The sequence below is a fragment of the Pseudomonas sp. NBRC 100443 genome (genome assembly GCF_030268185.1).
In the GTDB taxonomy this organism is placed as follows: domain Bacteria; phylum Pseudomonadota; class Gammaproteobacteria; order Pseudomonadales; family Pseudomonadaceae; genus Pseudomonas; species Pseudomonas citronellolis.
This window is the reverse complement of sequence record NZ_BSQE01000009.1, coordinates 65,838-83,268: the sequence shown is the minus strand read 5'-3', so window position 1 is coordinate 83,268 and position 17,431 is coordinate 65,838. Positions and strand designations below refer to the sequence as shown.

The 17,431-nt window shown below is 67.2% G+C and carries 17 protein-coding genes; 5 read left to right on the top strand and 12 right to left on the bottom strand.

The window, feature by feature from the left end; all coding sequences use genetic code 11:
• Nucleotides 1-86: 86 nt before the first annotated feature.
• The 5 genes from rplS to ffh all read right to left on the bottom strand — a co-directional run bounded on the left by rplS (nucleotide 87) and on the right by ffh (nucleotide 3,553).
• The gene (rplS, locus tag QSJ95_RS13745; RefSeq protein ID WP_009616363.1) at nucleotides 87-437 is read right to left on the bottom strand and encodes a 50S ribosomal protein L19; all 351 of its coding nucleotides are present in this window, start codon (nucleotides 435-437) and stop codon (nucleotides 87-89) included.
• A gap of 44 nt (nucleotides 438-481) precedes the next feature.
• On the bottom strand, nucleotides 482-1,225 hold the full coding sequence (gene trmD, locus QSJ95_RS13740; protein WP_009616361.1) for a tRNA (guanosine(37)-N1)-methyltransferase TrmD: 744 nt from the start codon (nucleotides 1,223-1,225) through the stop codon (nucleotides 482-484).
• Nucleotides 1,226-1,249: 24 nt separating this feature from the next.
• Nucleotides 1,250-1,783 carry a ribosome maturation factor RimM gene (rimM, locus tag QSJ95_RS13735; protein WP_009616348.1) on the bottom strand — a complete coding sequence of 178 codons (534 nt, stop codon included), beginning with the start codon at nucleotides 1,781-1,783 and terminating at the stop codon, nucleotides 1,250-1,252.
• A gap of 5 nt (nucleotides 1,784-1,788) precedes the next feature.
• Nucleotides 1,789-2,037: a 30S ribosomal protein S16 gene (gene rpsP, locus QSJ95_RS13730; RefSeq protein WP_009616346.1), complete on the bottom strand. Its 249-nt coding sequence runs from the start codon at nucleotides 2,035-2,037 to the stop codon at nucleotides 1,789-1,791.
• Nucleotides 2,038-2,179: 142 nt separating this feature from the next.
• Nucleotides 2,180-3,553: a signal recognition particle protein gene (gene ffh, locus QSJ95_RS13725; RefSeq protein ID WP_009616344.1), complete on the bottom strand. Its 1,374-nt coding sequence runs from the start codon at nucleotides 3,551-3,553 to the stop codon at nucleotides 2,180-2,182.
• Nucleotides 3,554-3,745: 192 nt separating this feature from the next.
• Between ffh and QSJ95_RS13720 the strand changes: the two genes are divergently transcribed.
• The 3 genes from QSJ95_RS13720 (at nucleotide 3,746) to QSJ95_RS13710 (ending at nucleotide 7,474) form a co-directional block, all read left to right on the top strand.
• A complete protein-coding gene (locus QSJ95_RS13720) occupies nucleotides 3,746-4,546 on the top strand; it encodes a cytochrome C assembly family protein (RefSeq protein ID WP_009616342.1) in 801 nt (266 codons plus the stop codon).
• A gap of 46 nt (nucleotides 4,547-4,592) precedes the next feature.
• On the top strand, nucleotides 4,593-5,891 hold the full coding sequence (locus tag QSJ95_RS13715) for an HlyC/CorC family transporter (protein WP_043271416.1): 1,299 nt from the start codon (nucleotides 4,593-4,595) through the stop codon (nucleotides 5,889-5,891).
• 281 nt (nucleotides 5,892-6,172) lie between these two features.
• Entirely contained in the window at nucleotides 6,173-7,474 is a 1,302-nt protein-coding gene (locus QSJ95_RS13710) for an MFS transporter (protein WP_285643036.1), read from the top strand.
• Between the two features lie 326 nt (nucleotides 7,475-7,800).
• On the opposite strand, the gene QSJ95_RS13705 is transcribed toward QSJ95_RS13710, so the two are convergent.
• The 5 genes from QSJ95_RS13705 to QSJ95_RS13685 are packed head-to-tail and all read right to left on the bottom strand — an operon-like array spanning nucleotide 7,801 to nucleotide 11,093.
• Nucleotides 7,801-8,532, bottom strand: a complete 732-nt coding sequence (locus QSJ95_RS13705; protein WP_285643027.1) for an SGNH/GDSL hydrolase family protein — start codon at nucleotides 8,530-8,532, stop codon at nucleotides 7,801-7,803.
• A complete protein-coding gene (purT, locus tag QSJ95_RS13700; protein ID WP_285643026.1) occupies nucleotides 8,529-9,710 on the bottom strand; it encodes a formate-dependent phosphoribosylglycinamide formyltransferase in 1,182 nt (393 codons plus the stop codon). Before purT ends, QSJ95_RS13705 begins: the two co-directional genes overlap by 4 nt.
• 38 nt (nucleotides 9,711-9,748) lie before the next feature.
• Entirely contained in the window at nucleotides 9,749-9,937 is a 189-nt protein-coding gene (locus QSJ95_RS13695; RefSeq protein ID WP_269962478.1) for a DUF1289 domain-containing protein, read from the bottom strand.
• Nucleotides 9,934-10,458 (bottom strand): gamma carbonic anhydrase family protein, encoded by a 525-nt coding sequence (locus QSJ95_RS13690; protein ID WP_043314918.1) that lies wholly within the window; start codon nucleotides 10,456-10,458, stop codon nucleotides 9,934-9,936. The genes QSJ95_RS13695 and QSJ95_RS13690 overlap by 4 nt, the downstream gene beginning before the upstream one ends.
• Nucleotides 10,459-10,496: 38 nt before the next feature.
• Nucleotides 10,497-11,093: a CoA pyrophosphatase gene (locus QSJ95_RS13685; protein WP_009616320.1), complete on the bottom strand. Its 597-nt coding sequence runs from the start codon at nucleotides 11,091-11,093 to the stop codon at nucleotides 10,497-10,499.
• A gap of 136 nt (nucleotides 11,094-11,229) precedes the next feature.
• Here QSJ95_RS13685 and QSJ95_RS13680 point away from each other — a divergent pair, with 136 nt between their 5' ends.
• The gene (locus tag QSJ95_RS13680; protein WP_009616318.1) at nucleotides 11,230-11,784 is read left to right on the top strand and encodes an NUDIX hydrolase; all 555 of its coding nucleotides are present in this window, start codon (nucleotides 11,230-11,232) and stop codon (nucleotides 11,782-11,784) included.
• A gap of 59 nt (nucleotides 11,785-11,843) precedes the next feature.
• The gene (locus QSJ95_RS13675; protein ID WP_009616312.1) at nucleotides 11,844-12,344 is read left to right on the top strand and encodes a L,D-transpeptidase family protein; all 501 of its coding nucleotides are present in this window, start codon (nucleotides 11,844-11,846) and stop codon (nucleotides 12,342-12,344) included.
• Between the two features lie 49 nt (nucleotides 12,345-12,393).
• Here QSJ95_RS13675 and QSJ95_RS13670 read toward each other — a convergent pair whose 3' ends face one another.
• Complete coding sequence (locus QSJ95_RS13670; RefSeq protein ID WP_043271426.1) at nucleotides 12,394-12,711, bottom strand: YqfO family protein; 318 nt, start codon at nucleotides 12,709-12,711, stop codon at nucleotides 12,394-12,396.
• Nucleotides 12,712-13,247: 536 nt separating this feature from the next.
• The gene (gene purL / locus QSJ95_RS13665) at nucleotides 13,248-17,144 is read right to left on the bottom strand and encodes a phosphoribosylformylglycinamidine synthase (RefSeq protein WP_285643021.1); all 3,897 of its coding nucleotides are present in this window, start codon (nucleotides 17,142-17,144) and stop codon (nucleotides 13,248-13,250) included.
• Nucleotides 17,145-17,431 lie beyond the last annotated feature (287 nt).

Here is a 17,431-nt window from a genome sequence, read left to right as displayed (position 1 = left end):
CTCCTACAGGCGTCCCCGGCAAATCCCAGGCATGAAAAAAGCAGCCCGAGGGCTGCTTTTTTCCGGATCGACTGGGAGTCGTGGACTCAGACCAGTTTTTCCTTGATGCGCGCTGCCTTGCCGGACAGTTCGCGGAGGTAGTACAGCTTGGCCTTGCGCACGTCGCCGCGGCGCTTGACGCTGACGCTGTCGACCAGCGGGCTGTAGGTCTGGAAGGTACGCTCCACGCCTACGCCGTTGGAGATCTTGCGAACGGTGAACGCGCTGTTCAGGCCGCGGTTACGCTTGCCGATCACGACGCCTTCGAAGGCCTGCAGACGCTGACGGTCGCCTTCCTTCACTTTCACCTGGACGATTACGGTGTCGCCGGGGGCGAACGCCGGAATCTCTTTGTTCATCTGTTCAGCTTCGATCTGCTGAATGATCTTGTTGGTCATCTCAGTGCTCCTAAGACAAGCGCCTGGCGCTCGCCATCGATACGTTAACTATCGTCCCGCTGGCGGATGTATTCCTCCAGCAGCTTCTTCTCTTCTCCAGAAAGCGAGCGGCAATCCAGAAGATCGGCACGTCGTTCCCAGGTCCTTCCAAGGGACTGCTGCAAACGCCAGCGCCGGATGTGTTCGTGGTTGCCGCTTAGCAGCACCTCGGGAACACGTTTGTCTGCGTACACCTCGGGTCGGGTGTAGTGCGGACAGTCGAGCAGGCCGTCGGTGAACGAGTCCTCCTCGGCGGAATCCACGTGGCCCAATGCACCGGGCAACAACCGTGTGACCGCGTCGATCAGCACCATGGCCGGAAGCTCACCCCCGGACAGGACATAATCGCCAATCGACCATTCCTCATCCACGTGCTCTTCGATGAAGCGCTCGTCGATGCCTTCGTAACGCCCGGCTATGAGGATCAACCGCTCCTCGTTCGCCAGTTCCTTCACGGCCGCCTGCGTCAGTTTGCGGCCCTGCGGCGACAGGTAGATCACCTTCGCCGGTCCGCCTGCGGCTTGCCGGGCATCGCCCAGTGCGCCTTCCAGCGGCTTGATCTTCATCACCATGCCCGGACCACCGCCGAAGGGCCGGTCGTCCACCGTCTGGTGACGGTCATCAGTGTTGTTGCGTGGGTTGAAACACTCGAGCCGGATCAGCTCCTGTTTCACCGCACGGCTGGTGATGCCGTAGTCACTGATGGCGCGGAACATCTCCGGAAAGATGCTGATGACTCCGATCCACATGGGTTGAAACTCCTACCCTGCGGGTCAGAAATCCGCGTCCCAGTCCACCCTGATCTCGCCAGCCGCCAGGTCCACCGATTGCACGCATTGCTCCGTATAGGGCAACAGGCGCTCGCGGTCATCCAGGCTGCCCGCACAGGGCTTGACCACCATCACGTCGTTGGCGCCGGTCTCCAGCATGTGGTCGAGTATCCCGAACAGTTGCCCGTTCGTGTCGATCACCTTGAGACCTTCCAACTGGCTCCAGTAGAACTCGCCGTCGTCCAGCTCCGGGAGCTCGCTGCGCGGTACCAGGATCTCGAAATCCGCATAGGTGCGGGCGACTTCGCGATCGTCCAGTCCCTTCAGCTTCGCCACCAGGACATTGCCCTGCACGCGGCCACTGACCAGTTCAGCCTGTCGAACCTCGGTGCCACGCTTGAGCGTCCAGCGCCGGTAGTCCAGCAGGTTGTCCAACGGGTCGGTAAAGGAATACACCTTCACCTCGCCACGAATGCCATGCACGGAAACTATCTTGCCGAGTACGATCATTTCCTCGGCGGCAGGCATCGTGTTCATCAATCTCAGGCAGCCTTGGCGGCGTCCTTGAGCAGTTGAGCGACGCGCTCGGACGGTTGAGCGCCCTGGCTCAGCCAGTAGTTGACGCGCTCCTGGTTGACCGAGAGCTTGACTTCGGCGCCAGTGGCGACGGGGTTGAAGAAGCCGACGCGCTCGACGAAACGGCCGTCACGAGCGTTGCGGCTGTTGGTCACGGTCAGGTGATAGAACGGGCGCTTCTTGGAGCCGCCACGAGCCAGACGAATGGTTACCATGCGTACGTTGTTCCTATGGTTTGCTTGCAAAAAAGAAATGCAGCCCTCGGGCAAGGAGCCCGAAAGGCCGCATATTCTATGAGCTAAAGCCCCGCGCCGCAAGCCGCAGCACGTCGGCCCGCCAGCCAGGCGGGCCTGCGGGTCACATCTTCGGCATGCCGCCGGGGAACATGCTCCCCATGCCGCGCATCATCTTGGCCATGCCGCCCTTGGCGGTGACCTTCTTCATCATCTTCTGCATCTGCTTGTGCTGCTTGATGAGGCGGCCGACGTCCTGCACCTGGGTGCCCGAACCCATGGCGATGCGGCGCTTGCGCGAGCCGCTGATCACTTCCGGGTCGCGACGCTCGGCGGGGGTCATGGAGTTGATGATCGCCTCCATCTGCTTGAACTGCTTCTCCGCCGCGCCCTGGGCGTTGCCCATCTGCGCCAGGTTGACGCCGCCGAGCATCGGCAGCTTGTCCATCAGGCTGCCCAGGCCGCCCATGTTCTTCATCTGCTGCAGCTGGTCGCGGAAGTCTTCGAGGTCGAAGCCCTTGCCCTTCTTGATCTTCTTCGCGAGCTTCTCGGCCTTCTCGCGGTCCATGTTCTGCTCGGCCTGCTCGATCAGGCTGAGCACGTCGCCCATGCCGAGGATGCGCGAGGCCACGCGGTCCGGGTGGAAGGGGTCGAGCGCTTCGCTCTTCTCGCCCATGCCGAGGAACTTGATCGGCTTGCCGGTGATGGCGCGCACCGACAGCGCGGCGCCGCCGCGGGCGTCGCCGTCGACCTTGGTCAGCACCACGCCGGTCAGCGGCAGGGCGTCGTTGAAGGCCTTGGCGGTGTTGGCGGCGTCCTGGCCGGTCATGGCGTCGACCACGAACAGGGTTTCCACCGGCTGGATCGCCGCGTGGACCTGCTTGATCTCGTCCATCATCTGGCTGTCGACGTGCAGGCGACCGGCGGTATCCACGATCACCACGTCGATGAACTTCAGCTTCGCCTCGCGGATCGCCGCCTCGGCGATGGCCACCGGCTTCTGGCTGGTGTCCGAGGGGAAGAAGGTCACGCCGATGTCGTTGGCCAGGGTTTCCAGCTGCTTGATCGCCGCCGGGCGGTAGACGTCCGCCGAAACCACCAGCACGGACTTCTTCTTGCGCTCCTTGAGGAAGCGCGCCAGCTTGCCGGCGGTGGTGGTCTTGCCCGCGCCCTGCAGGCCGGCCATGAGGATGACCGCCGGCGGCGCGGCGTTGAGCGCCAGGTCCTCGTTGGCCGCGCCCATCAGCTCGACCAGCTCGGCCTGCACGATCTTCACGAAGGCCTGGCCCGGGGTCAGGCTCTTGGACACCTCGGTGCCGACCGCGCGCTCCTTGATGCGGTTGACGAAGTCCTTGACCACCGGCAGGGCCACGTCGGCCTCGAGCAGGGCCATCCGCACTTCGCGGAGCGTATCCTTGATGTTGTCCTCGGTCAGCTTGGCTTTGCCGGTGACCTGGCGCAGCGTTTGCGAGAGGCGGTCTGTAAGGTTTTCGAACATGCGCGTTCCTATCGGGCCGGGAGCGGCCGGGGTGGGCGTGGCAGCAAGCGCGGGATTATAACCAACTGCGAAGGCCACAGACACCGCCGATGATCCCGCCGCAGCGAGAAAGCGAAGCGTTCCCGGCTGCTTTCTAGGCATGGGCGTTCTGTGCCAAACTCGGCACCTTTCGAAGGATTCGCCCAAGACGCTATGCACCCTCTGCTGCCCAGCCTGCTCGCCGCCCTCCTCTACCTGGGCGCCACGGCCTACCACGGTGTCTGCCTGGCGCGCCGCGCCGCGCCGAACAAACCCCTGCTGCTGGTGCTCGGCCTGGCCGCGCTGGTCGCCCAGTGCCTGGGCCTGACCCCGCAACTGCTGACCGACGCCGGGCTGGTGCTGGACTTCTTCAACGCCGCCAACCTGATCGCCGCGGCGGTGATCGCCCTGACCCTGCTGGCCTGCCTGCGCATCCCGGTGGAGAACCTGCTGCTGTTCCTCTTCCCGCTGGGCATGCTGACCGCCGCGCTGTCGGTGCTGGTGCCCCACGGCACCCTGGAGCCGATCAACGAGCAGCCGGGCATCCTCGCGCACATCCTGCTCTCGGTGCTGGCCTACGGCCTGCTCACCATCGCGGTGTTCCAGGCCCTGCTGCTGCTGGTGCAGGACCATCGCCTGAAGCACAAGCACCCGGCCGGGCTGATCCGCAACTTCCCGCCGCTGCAGACCATGGAAAGCCTGCTGTTCGGCTTCCTCTGGGGCGGCTGGGTGCTGCTCTCGCTGTCGCTGGTGTCCGGCTGGCTGTTCCTCGACAACCTGTTCACCCAGCACCTGGCGCACAAGACCATCCTCTCCTGCTTCGCCTGGGTGGTCTTCGCCGTGCTGCTGTGGGGCCGCCACCAGCTCGGCTGGCGCGGGCACAAGGCGATCCGCTGGACCCTGGCCGGCTTCTGCCTGTTGATGCTGGCCTACTTCGGCAGCAAGCTGGTCAAGGAATTCATCCTGCACATCTGAGGCCGACGGCGCCTGGGCGCCACGGAACGCTGAGGGCACCCGACGCATGGGCGACATCCATCCCGGCTACCTGATCGGCCTGCTGGTCTTCCTGCTGCTGTGCTCGGCGTTCTTCTCCAGCGTCGAGACCGGCGTGCTCAGCCTGGACCGCTACCGCCTGCGCCACCAGGCCAAGCAGGGCAACCGCGCGGCGCGGCGCACCAGTTGGCTGCTGCTGCGCACCGACCGCCTGCTGGGCACCATCCTCATCGGCAACAACCTGGTCAACGTCATCGCCTCGTCCCTGGCCACCCTGCTGGCCCTGCGCCTGTGGGGCGACTTCGCGGTGGCGCCCACGGCCCTGGCGCTGACCCTGGTGCTGCTGATCTTCGGCGAGATCACCCCCAAGACCTACGCCACCCTGCGCCCGGAACGCGTGGCCTTCCCCGCCAGCCTGCCGCTGCTGTGGCTGCAGCGCCTGTTCAGCCCGCTGCTGTGGCTGATGAACGGGGTGAGCAACGGCATCCTCCGGCTGTGCGGCCTGGACCCGGCGCAGCGCCGCAGCCGGCCGCTGAACAACGACGAGCTGCGCAGCGTGGTCAGCGAATCCAGCGAGAAGCTCAGCGCCAACCGCCAGGACATGCTGCTGAGCATCCTCGACCTGGAAAAGATCACCGTGAACGACCTCATGGTGCCGCGCAACGAGGTGCAGGGCATCGACCTGGACGATGACGTGGAAAGCATCATCGGCCAGCTGCGCAACACCACCCACACGCGCCTGCCGGTGTTCCGCAACGACATCAACCAGGTCGAGGGCATCGTCCACATGCGTCAGATCGCCCGCCTGCTGACGCACAACCAGCTGACCAAGGACAGCCTGCGCGCCGCCTGCCTGGAGCCCTACTTCATTCCCGAGAGCACGCCGCTGTCGACCCAGCTGATCAACTTCCAGAAGCAGAAGCGGCGCATCGGCATCGTCGTCGACGAGTATGGCGAGGTGATCGGCATCATCACCCTGGAAGACATCCTCGAGGAGATCGTCGGCGAGTTCAGCAACGCCGACGCCCTGCGCAACCCGGACATCCACCCCCAGGCCGACGGCACCTACGTGATCGACGGCTCGGCGAACATCCGCGAGCTCAACCGCGCCCTGGGCTGGCAGTTGCCCAGCGAGGGGCCGAAGACCCTCAACGGCCTGGTCACCGAGGCCCTGGAGCAAATCCCCGACTGCCCGGTGTGCCTGCGCATCGGCCCCTACCGCCTGGAAATCCTGCAGTCCGGCGAGAACCGCGTGAAGAGCGTGCGCGTCTGGCTCACCGGGCGCGCCGCCGCGCCGGCGCCGGGCAGCGCCGATGGGCTTGCCTGAGCGGCCGGCCCGCGCCCTATAATCGCCCCCTGCTTACCCAGCATCCCGCGCCAGGGCCTGCGCTACCCGCGCAACGCCCGGCGCCGGTCGACCGCCCGCCAGCCCGAGCCCGGCCCCATGCCTGCGCCCGGCGAAGCACCCGGCCTCGCCCCGACCCGCCGCGAGGTTCCCGTCCCTGCCCCTACCCGGGTGGCGCTTCCCGCCTCGCGCACGGGCATAGCCTCCATCGCCGCCGGACACGCCCGCAGAGCCGTGCCGGCCATGACTGACAGGGACATCCCATGACCACCGCCAGCCTTGCCGCTGCCGCCGAACAGCAACCCGCCAACTCCACCGCGCGGGTCGCGGTCGCTAGTTTCATCGGCACCGCCATCGAGTTCTACGACTTCTACGTCTACGCCACCGCCGCCGCCCTGGTGATCGGCCCGGTGTTCTTCCCGCAGACCTCGGGCACCGCGCAGATGCTCAGCGCCTTCATCACCTTCGGCATCGCCTTCCTCGCTCGGCCGCTGGGCTCGGCGCTGTTCGGCCACTTCGGCGACCGCATCGGGCGCAAGTCGACGCTGGTCGCCTCGCTGCTGCTGATGGGCCTGTCTACCACCCTGATCGGCCTGCTGCCGGGCTACGACAGCATCGGCGCCTGGGCCCCGGCGCTGCTCTGCCTGCTGCGCTTCGGCCAGGGCCTGGGGCTGGGCGGGGAATGGGGCGGCGCCGCGCTGCTGGCCACGGAGAACGCGCCCAGGCACCGCCGCGCCTGGTTCGGCATGTTCCCGCAGATGGGCCCGTCGATCGGCTTCCTCGCCGCCAACGGCCTGTTCCTCGGCCTGGCCATGACCCTCAGCGAGGAACAGTTCCGCGCCTGGGGCTGGCGCATTCCCTTCATCCTCAGCGCGCTGCTGGTGATCGTCGGCCTCTACGTGCGCCTGAAGCTGTCGGAAACCCCGGTGTTCGCCAAGGCCATGGAACGCCAGGAGCGCTCCAGCCTGCCGATCGCCGAGCTGTTCGCCCAGCACTGGCGCCCGGTGCTGCTGGGCGCGCTGGCCATGGTGGTGTGCTATGCGCTCTTCTATATCTCCACCGTGTTCTCGCTGAGCTACGGGGTGACCAGCCTGGGCTACAGCCGCGAGCAGTTCCTCGGCCTGCTGTGCTTCGCCGTGCTGTTCATGGCCGCGGCCACGCCGATCTCCGCCTGGCTGAGCGACCGCTACGGGCGCCGCCCGGTGCTGATCGTCGGCTGCATCGCCGCCATCCTCTCCGGCTTCACCATGCAGCCGCTGCTGAACCAGGGCTCGTCGGTGGAAGTGGCGGCCTTCCTGGCCCTGGAGCTGTTCCTCATGGGCGTGACCTTCGCCCCCATGGGCGCCCTGCTGCCGGAACTCTTCCCCACCCGCGTGCGCTACACCGGCGCCTCGGCGGCCTACAACCTGGGCGGCATCCTCGGCGCCTCGGTGGCGCCCTACATCGCCCAGAAGCTGGTGGGCATGGGCGGGCTGAGCTGGGTCGGCGGCTACGTGTCGGTGGCGGCGGCGCTGAGCCTGATCGCGGTGCTGTGCCTGCACGAGACGCGGGAGCGGGAGCTCTGATAGCGCCACCGATCTCCTGTAGGAGCGCGCCCTGCGCGCGAATCGCGGGCAGGGCCCGCTCCTACAAGAGCAGGGGAAGCGCCGTGTTTCCTGGATACGTAGAGGATCTCATCCGCGAATCGCGCCGATACGTCCGGCCATCGCGGACAAGGTCCGCTCCTACGGGGCATGGTGTGGCGGGATGCAGGGGCAACTGTCTTGCGCCGAGGTGTTCTTCGTAGGATGGGTTGAGCTTGCGAAACCCATGCGGTTGCGGCGATGGGTATCGCTTCGCTCAACGCCATCCTACGAAAAGCCGTGCTTCCTACTCCGTCCGCGATCCGGCCTCAGCAGCGCTCCACGGCCACCAGCCACTGGGCCAGGTGCTCTCCCCACACCTGGTAGCCCAGCGCCGACGGGTGATAGCCGTCGATGGCGAGATACTGCGGCTGCATCTCCAGCCCCACCGCGCAGTATCCAGCGCCCAGCACCGCAGCCAATTCCCGCAACTGGCCATCCAGCAACGCAGCGCGCCAGCCCAGCAACTGCCGCAGCAGCCAGGGCAAGGCGCGGAAATGCCGTAGCGGCGGCACCGCCGTGCACACCACTCGCGCGCCATCGGCCTGGAAATGCCCGATCAGCCGGGCGATGGCCGCCCGCCAGCGCTCGGCGGAACTGAAATGGGTGGTGTCGTTGACGCCGAAGACCAGCGCCACCAGGTCATACCCCCCGTCGGCCAGCGGCAACAGGCGCTCGCAGGCCTCACCGACGGTAATGCCGTTCTCCCCCAGCGCCCGCCAGGCCACCGGCCGTTGCAGGCGCGCCGCCAGGGCCGTGGCCAGGCGCCCGGCCAGGGCGAAGTCCAGGCAGGAGGCGCCGACGCCGGCGACGGTCGACTCGCCCAGCAACAGCAGGCGCAGGGGCTCGCCGGGAAATTCCGCGCCGGCCAGACGCTCACAGGCCCCCGCGGCCGGGGCCAGGCGCAGCGCCGTGCGCCGGGTGCGCACGGCCATCGGCAGGGCCAGCGGCAGCAACGGCAGCGCCGCCGCCCACCAGGCCAGCCCCGCCAGGCGGTTCACAGCTCGATGACCACCGCCTCGGCCGAACGGGTGGCCTTGGCCCGCGCTTCCTCGATGGATTCGGCGCGCGCCAGGGCCACGCCCATGCGCCGCTGGCCGGAGACTTCCGGCTTGCCGAACAGGCGCAGGGCGCTGTCCGGCTCGGTCAGCGCGGCGCCCAGGTTGCCAAAGCTGACCTGCTGCGACTCGCCGTCCACCAGGATCACCGCCGAGGCCGAGGGCCCGAACTGGCGGATCGCCGGGATCGGCAGGCCGAGGATGGCCCGCGCGTGCAGGGCGAATTCGGAGAGGTCCTGGGAGATCAGCGTCACCAGGCCGGTGTCATGGGGGCGCGGCGAGACTTCGCTGAACCACACCTGGTCGCCCTTGACGAACAGCTCCACGCCGAACAGGCCGCGCCCGCCCAATGCCTCGGTGACCGCCTTGGCGACGCGCTCGGACTCGGCCAGGGCCTTCGGGCTCATGGCCTGGGGCTGCCAGGATTCGTGGTAGTCGCCCTTGACCTGGCGGTGGCCGATGGGCGCGCAGAAGGTGGTGCCGCCGACGTGGCGCACGGTGAGCAGGGTGATCTCGTAGTCGAAGTCGATGAAGCCTTCGACGATCACCCGGCCCTTGCCGGCGCGGCCGCCTTCCTGGGCGTAGTCCCAGGCGGCCTTGAGCTCGGCGTCGGACTTGAGCACGCTCTGGCCCTTGCCCGAGGAACTCATGATCGGCTTGACCACGCAGGGGTAGCCCACCGAGGCGACGCCGGCGAGGTAGTCCTCGTAGGTATCGGCGAAATGGTACGGCGAGGTGGGCAGGCCCAGCTCCTCGGCGGCCAGGCGGCGGATGCCCTCGCGGTTCATGGTCAGCTGCGCGGCGCGGGCGGTAGGCACCACGGTGTAGCCTTCGGCCTCCAGCTCCACCAGGGTCGCGGTGGCGATGGCCTCGATTTCCGGGACTATGTAGTGCGGCTTCTCCTGCTCGATCACCGCCCGCAGGGCGGCGCCGTCGAGCATGCTCAGCACATGGCTGCGGTGCGCCACCTGCATGGCCGGGGCGTTGGCGTAGCGGTCGCAGGCGATCACTTCGCAGCCCAGGCGTTGCAGTTCGATCACCACTTCCTTGCCCAGCTCGCCGGAGCCACAGAGCAGTACGCGGGTCGCCGTGGGCGACAGGGGGGTTCCAATACGGGGCATTGCGTGCAACCTCGGGAAGGGGATGTTCTGTCGGCGCGCTAGAGCAGCACGCCCTGTTCGCGGGCGCGCTCATGGCACAGGCGCAGCACCTCGCGGCGCTCGTCGTTGTTCATGCGGCCCCAGCGGGTGATTTCGTCGGCCGTGCGCTGGCAGCCTATGCACAGGTCCTGGTCGTCCAGGGTGCAGACGTAGACGCAGGGCGAGGCCACCGGGCGTTCCTGGCTCATTCTTCCTGCCCGGCCAGGTCGCGGGCGTAGCGCCGGGCGTTGTGCACGTAGTGGGCGGCGCTGGCTTCGAGCATCTTCTTCTGCTGCTCGCTCAGCTCGCGCACCACTTTGCCGGGCGAGCCCATGACCAGGGAGCCGTCGGGAATCACCTTGCCCTCGGGGATCAGCGAGTTGGCGCCGATGATGCAGTACTTGCCGATCTTCGCGCCGTTGAGCACCACGGCGTTGATGCCGATCAGGCTGTAGTCGTCCACCGTGCAGCCGTGCAGCATGACGTTGTGGCCGATGGTCACGCCCTTGCCGATGTTCAGCGGGAAGCCCATGTCGGTGTGCATCACGGTGCCGTCCTGGACGTTGCTGTTCTCGCCGATGTGGATCAGCTCGTTGTCGCCACGCAGCACGGCGTTGAACCAGACGCTGGCGCCGGCGTCCAGGCGCACCTTGCCGATCACCGCGGCGTTCGGGGCGATCCAGCTGTCGGGGTGGGTTTCGACTCGGGCGTCGCCCAGGCGGTATTTCATCGGTGGCTCCTCAGGCATCTCGTTGTTGTACGCGCCGCTCAGCTGAGCTTGATGAATTGTGGCGGCGCTTGGTGCAGGTCGATGCGGTCATCGAACAGCAGGTTGACCAGCTCGACGACCATGATCGCCGACAGGCCCCAGATCTTGTATTCGCCGAAGCGGTAGCTGGGCACGTACCAGCTGCGCCCGAAGTAGTCGATGCGGTGGGTCATTTCCCGCGGGTCGCCGCGGAAGAACTCCAGCGGCACCTTGAACACCGCGGCGATCTCGCCGTCGTTGGGGGTGTACTCGACGAAGTCGGGAACGAAACCGACGAACGGCGTCACCTTGATGCCGTGGCGCGAGACCAGGGTGCTCAGCGGCCCGACCACCTCCACCAGGCTCGGCGGCAGGGCGATCTCCTCCTCGGCCTCGCGCAGGGCGGTGTGGATCAGGTCGACGTCCTCGGGGTCGCGGCGCCCGCCGGGGAAGGCCACCTCGCCGCTGTGGGTGGACAACCCGGTGGCGCGCAGGGTCAGCACCAGCTCCTCGCTGGGGGTGATGGGCAGCAGCACCGCCGCTTCGGGGAAGCGCTGCTCGCTGTTCAGGTCCTGGGGGGTGTGCGCCGTGATGCGCCGGCGCAGCTCGTCCAGCATGCGGACATCCTGCGTGTAAGCCATTCTCTCAATTGTGGAATCATGGCATGAAAGGCTGCCTCGCCCAAGCCCCACCCCCTTGCTGCGCGGGCCTTCCGGCGAGCAAGATGGCTGTATCGATTCCCAGGGAAAGTGCATGAAATTCTGCAGTCAGTGCGGCGCCAGCGTGAGCCTGCGCATCCCCAGCGGCGACAACCGGCCGCGCTACATCTGCGACCAGTGCCATACGGTGCATTACCAGAACCCGCGCATCGTCGCCGGCTGCCTGCCGGTGTGGGAGGGGCGCATCCTCCTGTGCCGCCGCGCCATCGCCCCGCGCCAGGGCTTCTGGACGCTGCCGGCGGGCTTCATGGAGAACGGCGAGACCCTCGAGCAGGCCGCCGCCCGCGAGACGCTGGAGGAGGCCTGCGCCCGCGTGCGCCAGTTGCAGCTCTATACCCTGTTCGACCTGCCGCACATCAGCCAGGTGTACATGTTCTTCCGCGCCGAGCTAGCCGACCTGGATTTCGCCGCCGGCGAGGAAAGCCTGGAGGTGGGCCTGTTCGAGGAATCGGCGATTCCCTGGTCGGAGCTGGCTTTCCCCACCGTGGGCCGTACCTTAGAATGCTACTTCAGCGACCGGCAGAGGCAGGACTTCCCGGTGCGCAACGAGGCCATTGCACCCATGCCGGGCCACTACAAGAAGACCTGAACACTTTGCAGGGCCGTGCATCGCGGCGCTTTATCGAACATCCGGGGGATAGTCTTTCCATGCGCTGGCTGCTTGCCTTTCTGTGCCTGACCTTTGCCGCTCTATCGCAGGCCAATGCGACGCCGACCCTGGAAGGCCGCATCGACAAGGTGCTGGTGCTCAAGTCCGAGCACAAGCTGCACCTCTTGAGCAACGGCAAGATTCTCAAGAGCTACCGCATCTCCCTGGGCAAGAGCCCGCGCGGCACCAAGCTGGCCGAGGGCGACAACCGCACGCCGGAGGGCTTCTACTGGATCGACTGGCGCAAGACCAGCGACAAGTTCAACCTCTCCATGCACATCTCCTACCCCAACGCCCGCGACGTGGTGCGCGCCCGCGAGAAGGGCCTGTCGCCCGGCGGCATGATCATGATCCACGGCACCCCGCTGAGCGACGAGTACCCGGAGTGGTACTTCTCCACCCTGGACTGGACCAACGGCTGCATCGCCATGACCAACCCGGACATGCAGGAGGTCTGGAGCCTGGTCAAGGACGGCACGCTGATCGAGATCCGCCCCTGACGGTGGAACGAAAAAGGCGCCCTCGGGCGCCTTTTTCATTTTGCGGTGGCTAGAAGACCATGTCCGACAATCGCCACACCTCGAAGGCCGGCGTCTCGTAGGGGTGCGCGGCCTTCAGCGCCTTGACCGAGTCGTGGATCAACTCGTCGGCCACCACCATCTCCACCTTCCATTCGGCCACCTGCTCGACGAGGCCGGCCGAGCCGAGGAAGGGGTTGCTGCCCTGCAGCGGGCGGAACTGGCCCTGGCCGAGCACCTGCCAGCAGCAGCTGTCGTAGGCACCGATGCGTCCTGCACCTGCGGCGAACACCGCTTTCTTCACCGTCTCCAGGTGAGTCTCGGGAACATAGAAGCAGAGTTTGTACATCGGACGCTCCGTGGCGGAAAACGGGACCGGGTGGGGAGTCGAGGAGCGAATGCTGCCATAGGTGATGGCATTTTGCCTTCAATGACTCAGCGGTCATGCTCGGCAAATATCGACAGCGCGATTGCCTTCACGTTCTGAGGGAAAATTCCCAAGATTCGTAAAACGTGATGGAGTCCAGATTCAGTCGGAATCACTTTCCGATAAAGCGCCGCCAGCGCCCAGCCCAACCTTTGGCGGGGTCCGATTCGCTGCACCGCGATGCTCGTAGGAGCAACTGTCTTGCCGGCTGCGCCGAGGCGCTTTTCGTAGGATGGGTTGAGCTTGCGATACCCATGCGGTTGCGCTGATGGGTATCGCTTCGCTCAACACCATCCTACGAAAAGCCATGCTCGCTCATACGGAGCCACCTGTAGGAGCAGGCCCTGCCTGCGATTCGCGCGCAGGGCGCGCTCCTACAGGAGGTCGGGTTCGCGAGCCCGCAACGAAAAAGGGGAAGGCCGAAGCCTTCCCCTTTTCCTGCTGCGTCAGATGCGGCCTCAGCCCACCCAGACGCGGGCGTTGCGGAACATGCGCATCCAGCCGCCGTCTTCCTGCCACTCGTCCGGGCGCCAGGAGTTCTGCACGGCGCGGAACACCCGCTCCGGGTGCGGCATCATGATGGTCACGCGGCCGTCGCGGCTGGTCAGGCCGGTGATCCCGCGCGGCGAGCCGTTGGGGTTGGCCGGGTAGCTCTCGGTGACCTTGCCGTGGTTGTCGACGAAGCGCAGCGCCACACAGCCGGACAGGTCCGACTCGAGCAGGGCTTCCTCGCTCTCGAACTCCGCATGGCCTTCGCCGTGGGCGATGGCGATGGGCAGGCGCGAACCGGCCATGCCCTGCAGGAAGATCGACTGCGACTCCTGCACCTGGACCATGGCCACACGCGCTTCGAACTGCTCGGAGCGGTTGCGCACGAAGTGCGGCCAGAACTCGGTGCCGGGGATCAGCTCGTGCAGGTTGGACATCATCTGGCAACCGTTGCACACGCCCAGGGCGAAGCTGTCCTTGCGCTCGAAGAAGGCCTGGAAGCCGTCGCGGGCGCGGGCGTTGAACAGGATCGACTTGGCCCAGCCCTCACCGGCGCCGAGCACGTCGCCGTAGGAGAAGCCACCGCAGGCCACCAGGCCCTTGAAGTCTTCCAGGCTGACGCGGCCGGCGAGGATGTCGCTCATGTGCACGTCCACCGCAGCGAAGCCGGCGCGGTCGAAGGCCGCGGCCATTTCCACCTGGCCGTTGACGCCCTGCTCGCGGAGGATCGCCACTTGCGGACGCACGCCCTTCTTGATGTAGGGCGCGGCGATGTCGTCGTTGACGTCGAAGCTGAGCTTGGCGGACAGGCCGGGATTGTCCTCGGCCAGCAGGCCGTCGAACTCCTGGTCGGCGCACTCGGCGTTGTCGCGCAGGCGCTGGATCTGGTAGCTGGTTTCGCTCCAGATACGCTGCAGCAGGCGGCGCTCGGCGCTGTACACCGGCTCGCCGTTGAAGCCCAGCTCGATGGCGTCGCCGTTGACCGGCTGGCCGATCACCGCCACGCAGTCGCCCAGGCCAGCGGCGCTGAACTGCGCCAGCACTTCCGGGGTGGCCGCTTCGCGGACCTGGATGACCGCGCCCAGCTCCTCGCTGAACAGCGCGGCATTGAGTTCCTCGCGGCTGGAGGCCAGGTCGTCGAGGCGCAGGGACAGGCCGCAGTGGCCGGCGAAGGCCATTTCCAGCACGCTGGCCAGCAGGCCGCCGTCGGAACGGTCGTGGTAGGCCAGCAGGTGGCCGTCGGCGTTGAGGCCCTGGATCACCGCGAAGAAGGCCTTGAGGTCTTCGGCGTCGTCGACGTCCGGGGCCTGCTGGCCGATCTTGCCGTAGGTCTGCGCCAGGATCGAGCCGCCCAGGCGGTTCTTGCCGCGGCCGAGGTCGATCAGGATCAGGTCGGTCTCGCCCTTGTCCAGGCGCAGTTGCGGGGTGAGGGTCTTGCGCACGTCGTTGACCGGGGCGAAGCCGGAGATGATCAGCGACATGGGCGCGGTGACGCTCTTCTCCACGCCCGCGTCCTGCCAGCGGGTCTTCATGGACATGGAGTCCTTGCCCACCGGGATGGTGATGCCCAGCGCCGGGCACAGTTCCATGCCCACCGCCTTGACGGTGTCGTACAGGCGCGCGTCCTCGCCCGGGTGGCCGGCGGCGGCCATCCAGTTGGCCGACAGCTTGATGTCGGAGATCGCACCGATGCTGGCGGCAGCCAGGTTGGTGATGGTCTCGCCGATGGCCATGCGGCCCGAGGCCGGGGCGTCGAGCAGGGCCAGCGGGGTGCGCTCGCCCATGGCCATGGCTTCGCCGGTGTAGACGTCGAAGCTGGTGGCGGTGACGGCGCAGTCGGCCACCGGCACCTGCCAGGGGCCGACGAACTGGTCGCGGGCCACCAGACCGGTGATGGTGCGGTCGCCGATGGTGATCAGGAAGCTCTTGCTGGCCACGGCCGGGTGGCGTAGCACGCGCTCGGTGGCTTCGCCCAGGTCCAGGGCGGCGGCGCTGAAGTCATCGCCGATCTCGGCTTCGCGGGCGACCGAGCGGTGCATGCGCGGCGGCTTGCCGAGCAGCACGTCGAGCGGCATGTCCACCGGCTTGTTGCCGAAGTGGCTGTCGGCGACGGTCAGGTGCTTCTCCTCGGTGGCCTCGCCGACCACGGCGAACGGGCAGCGCTCGCGCTCGCAGATGGCCTTGAAGGTCTCGAAGTCGGCTGCGTCGACGGACAGGACGTAGCGCTCCTGGGACTCGTTGCACCAGATTTCCAGCGGGCTCATGCCCGGCTCGTCGTTGGGCACCGCGCGCAGTTCGAAGCGGCCGCCGCGGCCGCCGTCGTTGATCAGTTCCGGCAGGGCGTTGGAGATGCCGCCGGCGCCGACGTCGTGGATGAACTTGATCGGGTTGTCGGCGCCCAGCTGCCAGCAGCGGTCGATGACCTCCTGGCAGCGGCGTTCCATTTCCGGGTTCTCGCGCTGCACCGAGGCGAAGTCCAGGTCGGCGGCGGAAGCGCCGGTGGCCATGGAGGAAGCCGCGCCGCCGCCCAGGCCGATGAGCATGGCCGGGCCGCCGAGCACGATGAGCTTGGCGCCGACGCTGATCTCGCCCTTCTGCACGTGGTCTTCGCGGATGTTGCCCAGGCCGCCGGCGATCATGATCGGCTTGTGGTAGCCGCGCACTTCCTCGCCGCGCGGGGTCGCCACGGCCTGCTCGAAGGTACGGAAGTAGCCGGTCAGGTTGGGACGGCCGAATTCGTTGTTGAACGCGGCGCCGCCCAGCGGGCCTTCGATCATGATGTCCAGCGCGGTGACGATGCGCTCGGGCTTGCCGTAGGGCACTTCCCAGGGCTGCTCGAAACCGGGGATGTTCAGGTTGGAGACGGTGAAGCCGACCAGGCCGGCCTTGGGCTTGGCCCCGCGGCCGGTGGCGCCCTCGTCGCGGATTTCGCCGCCGGAGCCGGTGGAGGCGCCGGGGAACGGGGCGATGGCGGTCGGGTGGTTGTGCGTCTCGACCTTCATCAGGATGTGCACCGGCTCTTCGCTGGCGCCGTACTGGCGGGTCTCGGGGTTGGGGTAGAAGCGCCCGGCGACCGAGCCCACCATCACCGCGGCGTTGTCCTTGTACGCGGACAGCACGCCTTCGCGGTGCATTTCATAGGTGTTCTTGATCATGCCGAACAGGCTCTTGTCCTGGGCCTGGCCGTCGATGTCCCAACTGGCGTTGAAGATCTTGTGGCGGCAGTGCTCGGAGTTGGCCTGGGCGAACATCATCAGCTCGACGTCGTGCGGGTTGCGGCCCAGCTCGACGAAGCTCTTCACCAGGTAGTCGATCTCGTCCTCGGCCAGGGCCAGGCCCAGCTCCAGGTTGGCCTTCTCCAGCGCGGCGCGGCCGCCGCCGAGGATGTCGACCACGGTCAGCGGCTTGGGCTGGGCGTGGCTGAACAGGCCGGCGGCCTCTTCCATCTGGTTCAGCACCAGTTGCGTCATGCGGTCGTGCAGGCGCGCGGCGACTTGCGCGGCGTCGGCCTCGGACAGCTCGCCGGCGACGTAGTAGGCGATGCCGCGCTCGATGCGCTCGAGCTTCGCCAGGCCGCAGTTGTGGGCGATGTCGGTGGCCTTGCTGGACCACGGCGAGATGGTGCCGAAGCGCGGCACCACCAGGAACAGGCGGCCCTTGGGCTCCTGCACCGGCACGCTCGGGCCGTACTTGAGCAGCCGTCCGAGCACCTGTTCCTCATCGGCGGTCAGCACGCCACTGACCTCGGCGAAATGCGCAAACTCGGCGTACAGCCCGGTGACAGCGGGTACCTGCCGGGTCAGCAGGTCGAGCAGTTTGCCGTGGCGGAAGGCGGAAAGGGCGGGAGCGCCGCGCAGGATCAGCATTGTCGGAACAGCCTCTGGAGACAGGGGAATTCGCAGGGCCGGGAGGGCCGGCCCGCAGAGGCCGTGCATTCTACCGTAAAGCATGCCCCGGCGGCACCTGCAGCTCGGCCGACGGCAAGGGCTTTCTGCCATTGGGCGGGGGAGCGCCGCCATTCATCTTCGAACGCTTTCGAGCGGACTCGCCGCACGCCCGCTCCAGGCGCGCCCCGGGCCCCCGGCCAGCGTCTGGCACGGCCCCTGAAACGAAGCCGCTAGCAGAGATGCCCCGAGCTGTCCAGATATTGGGC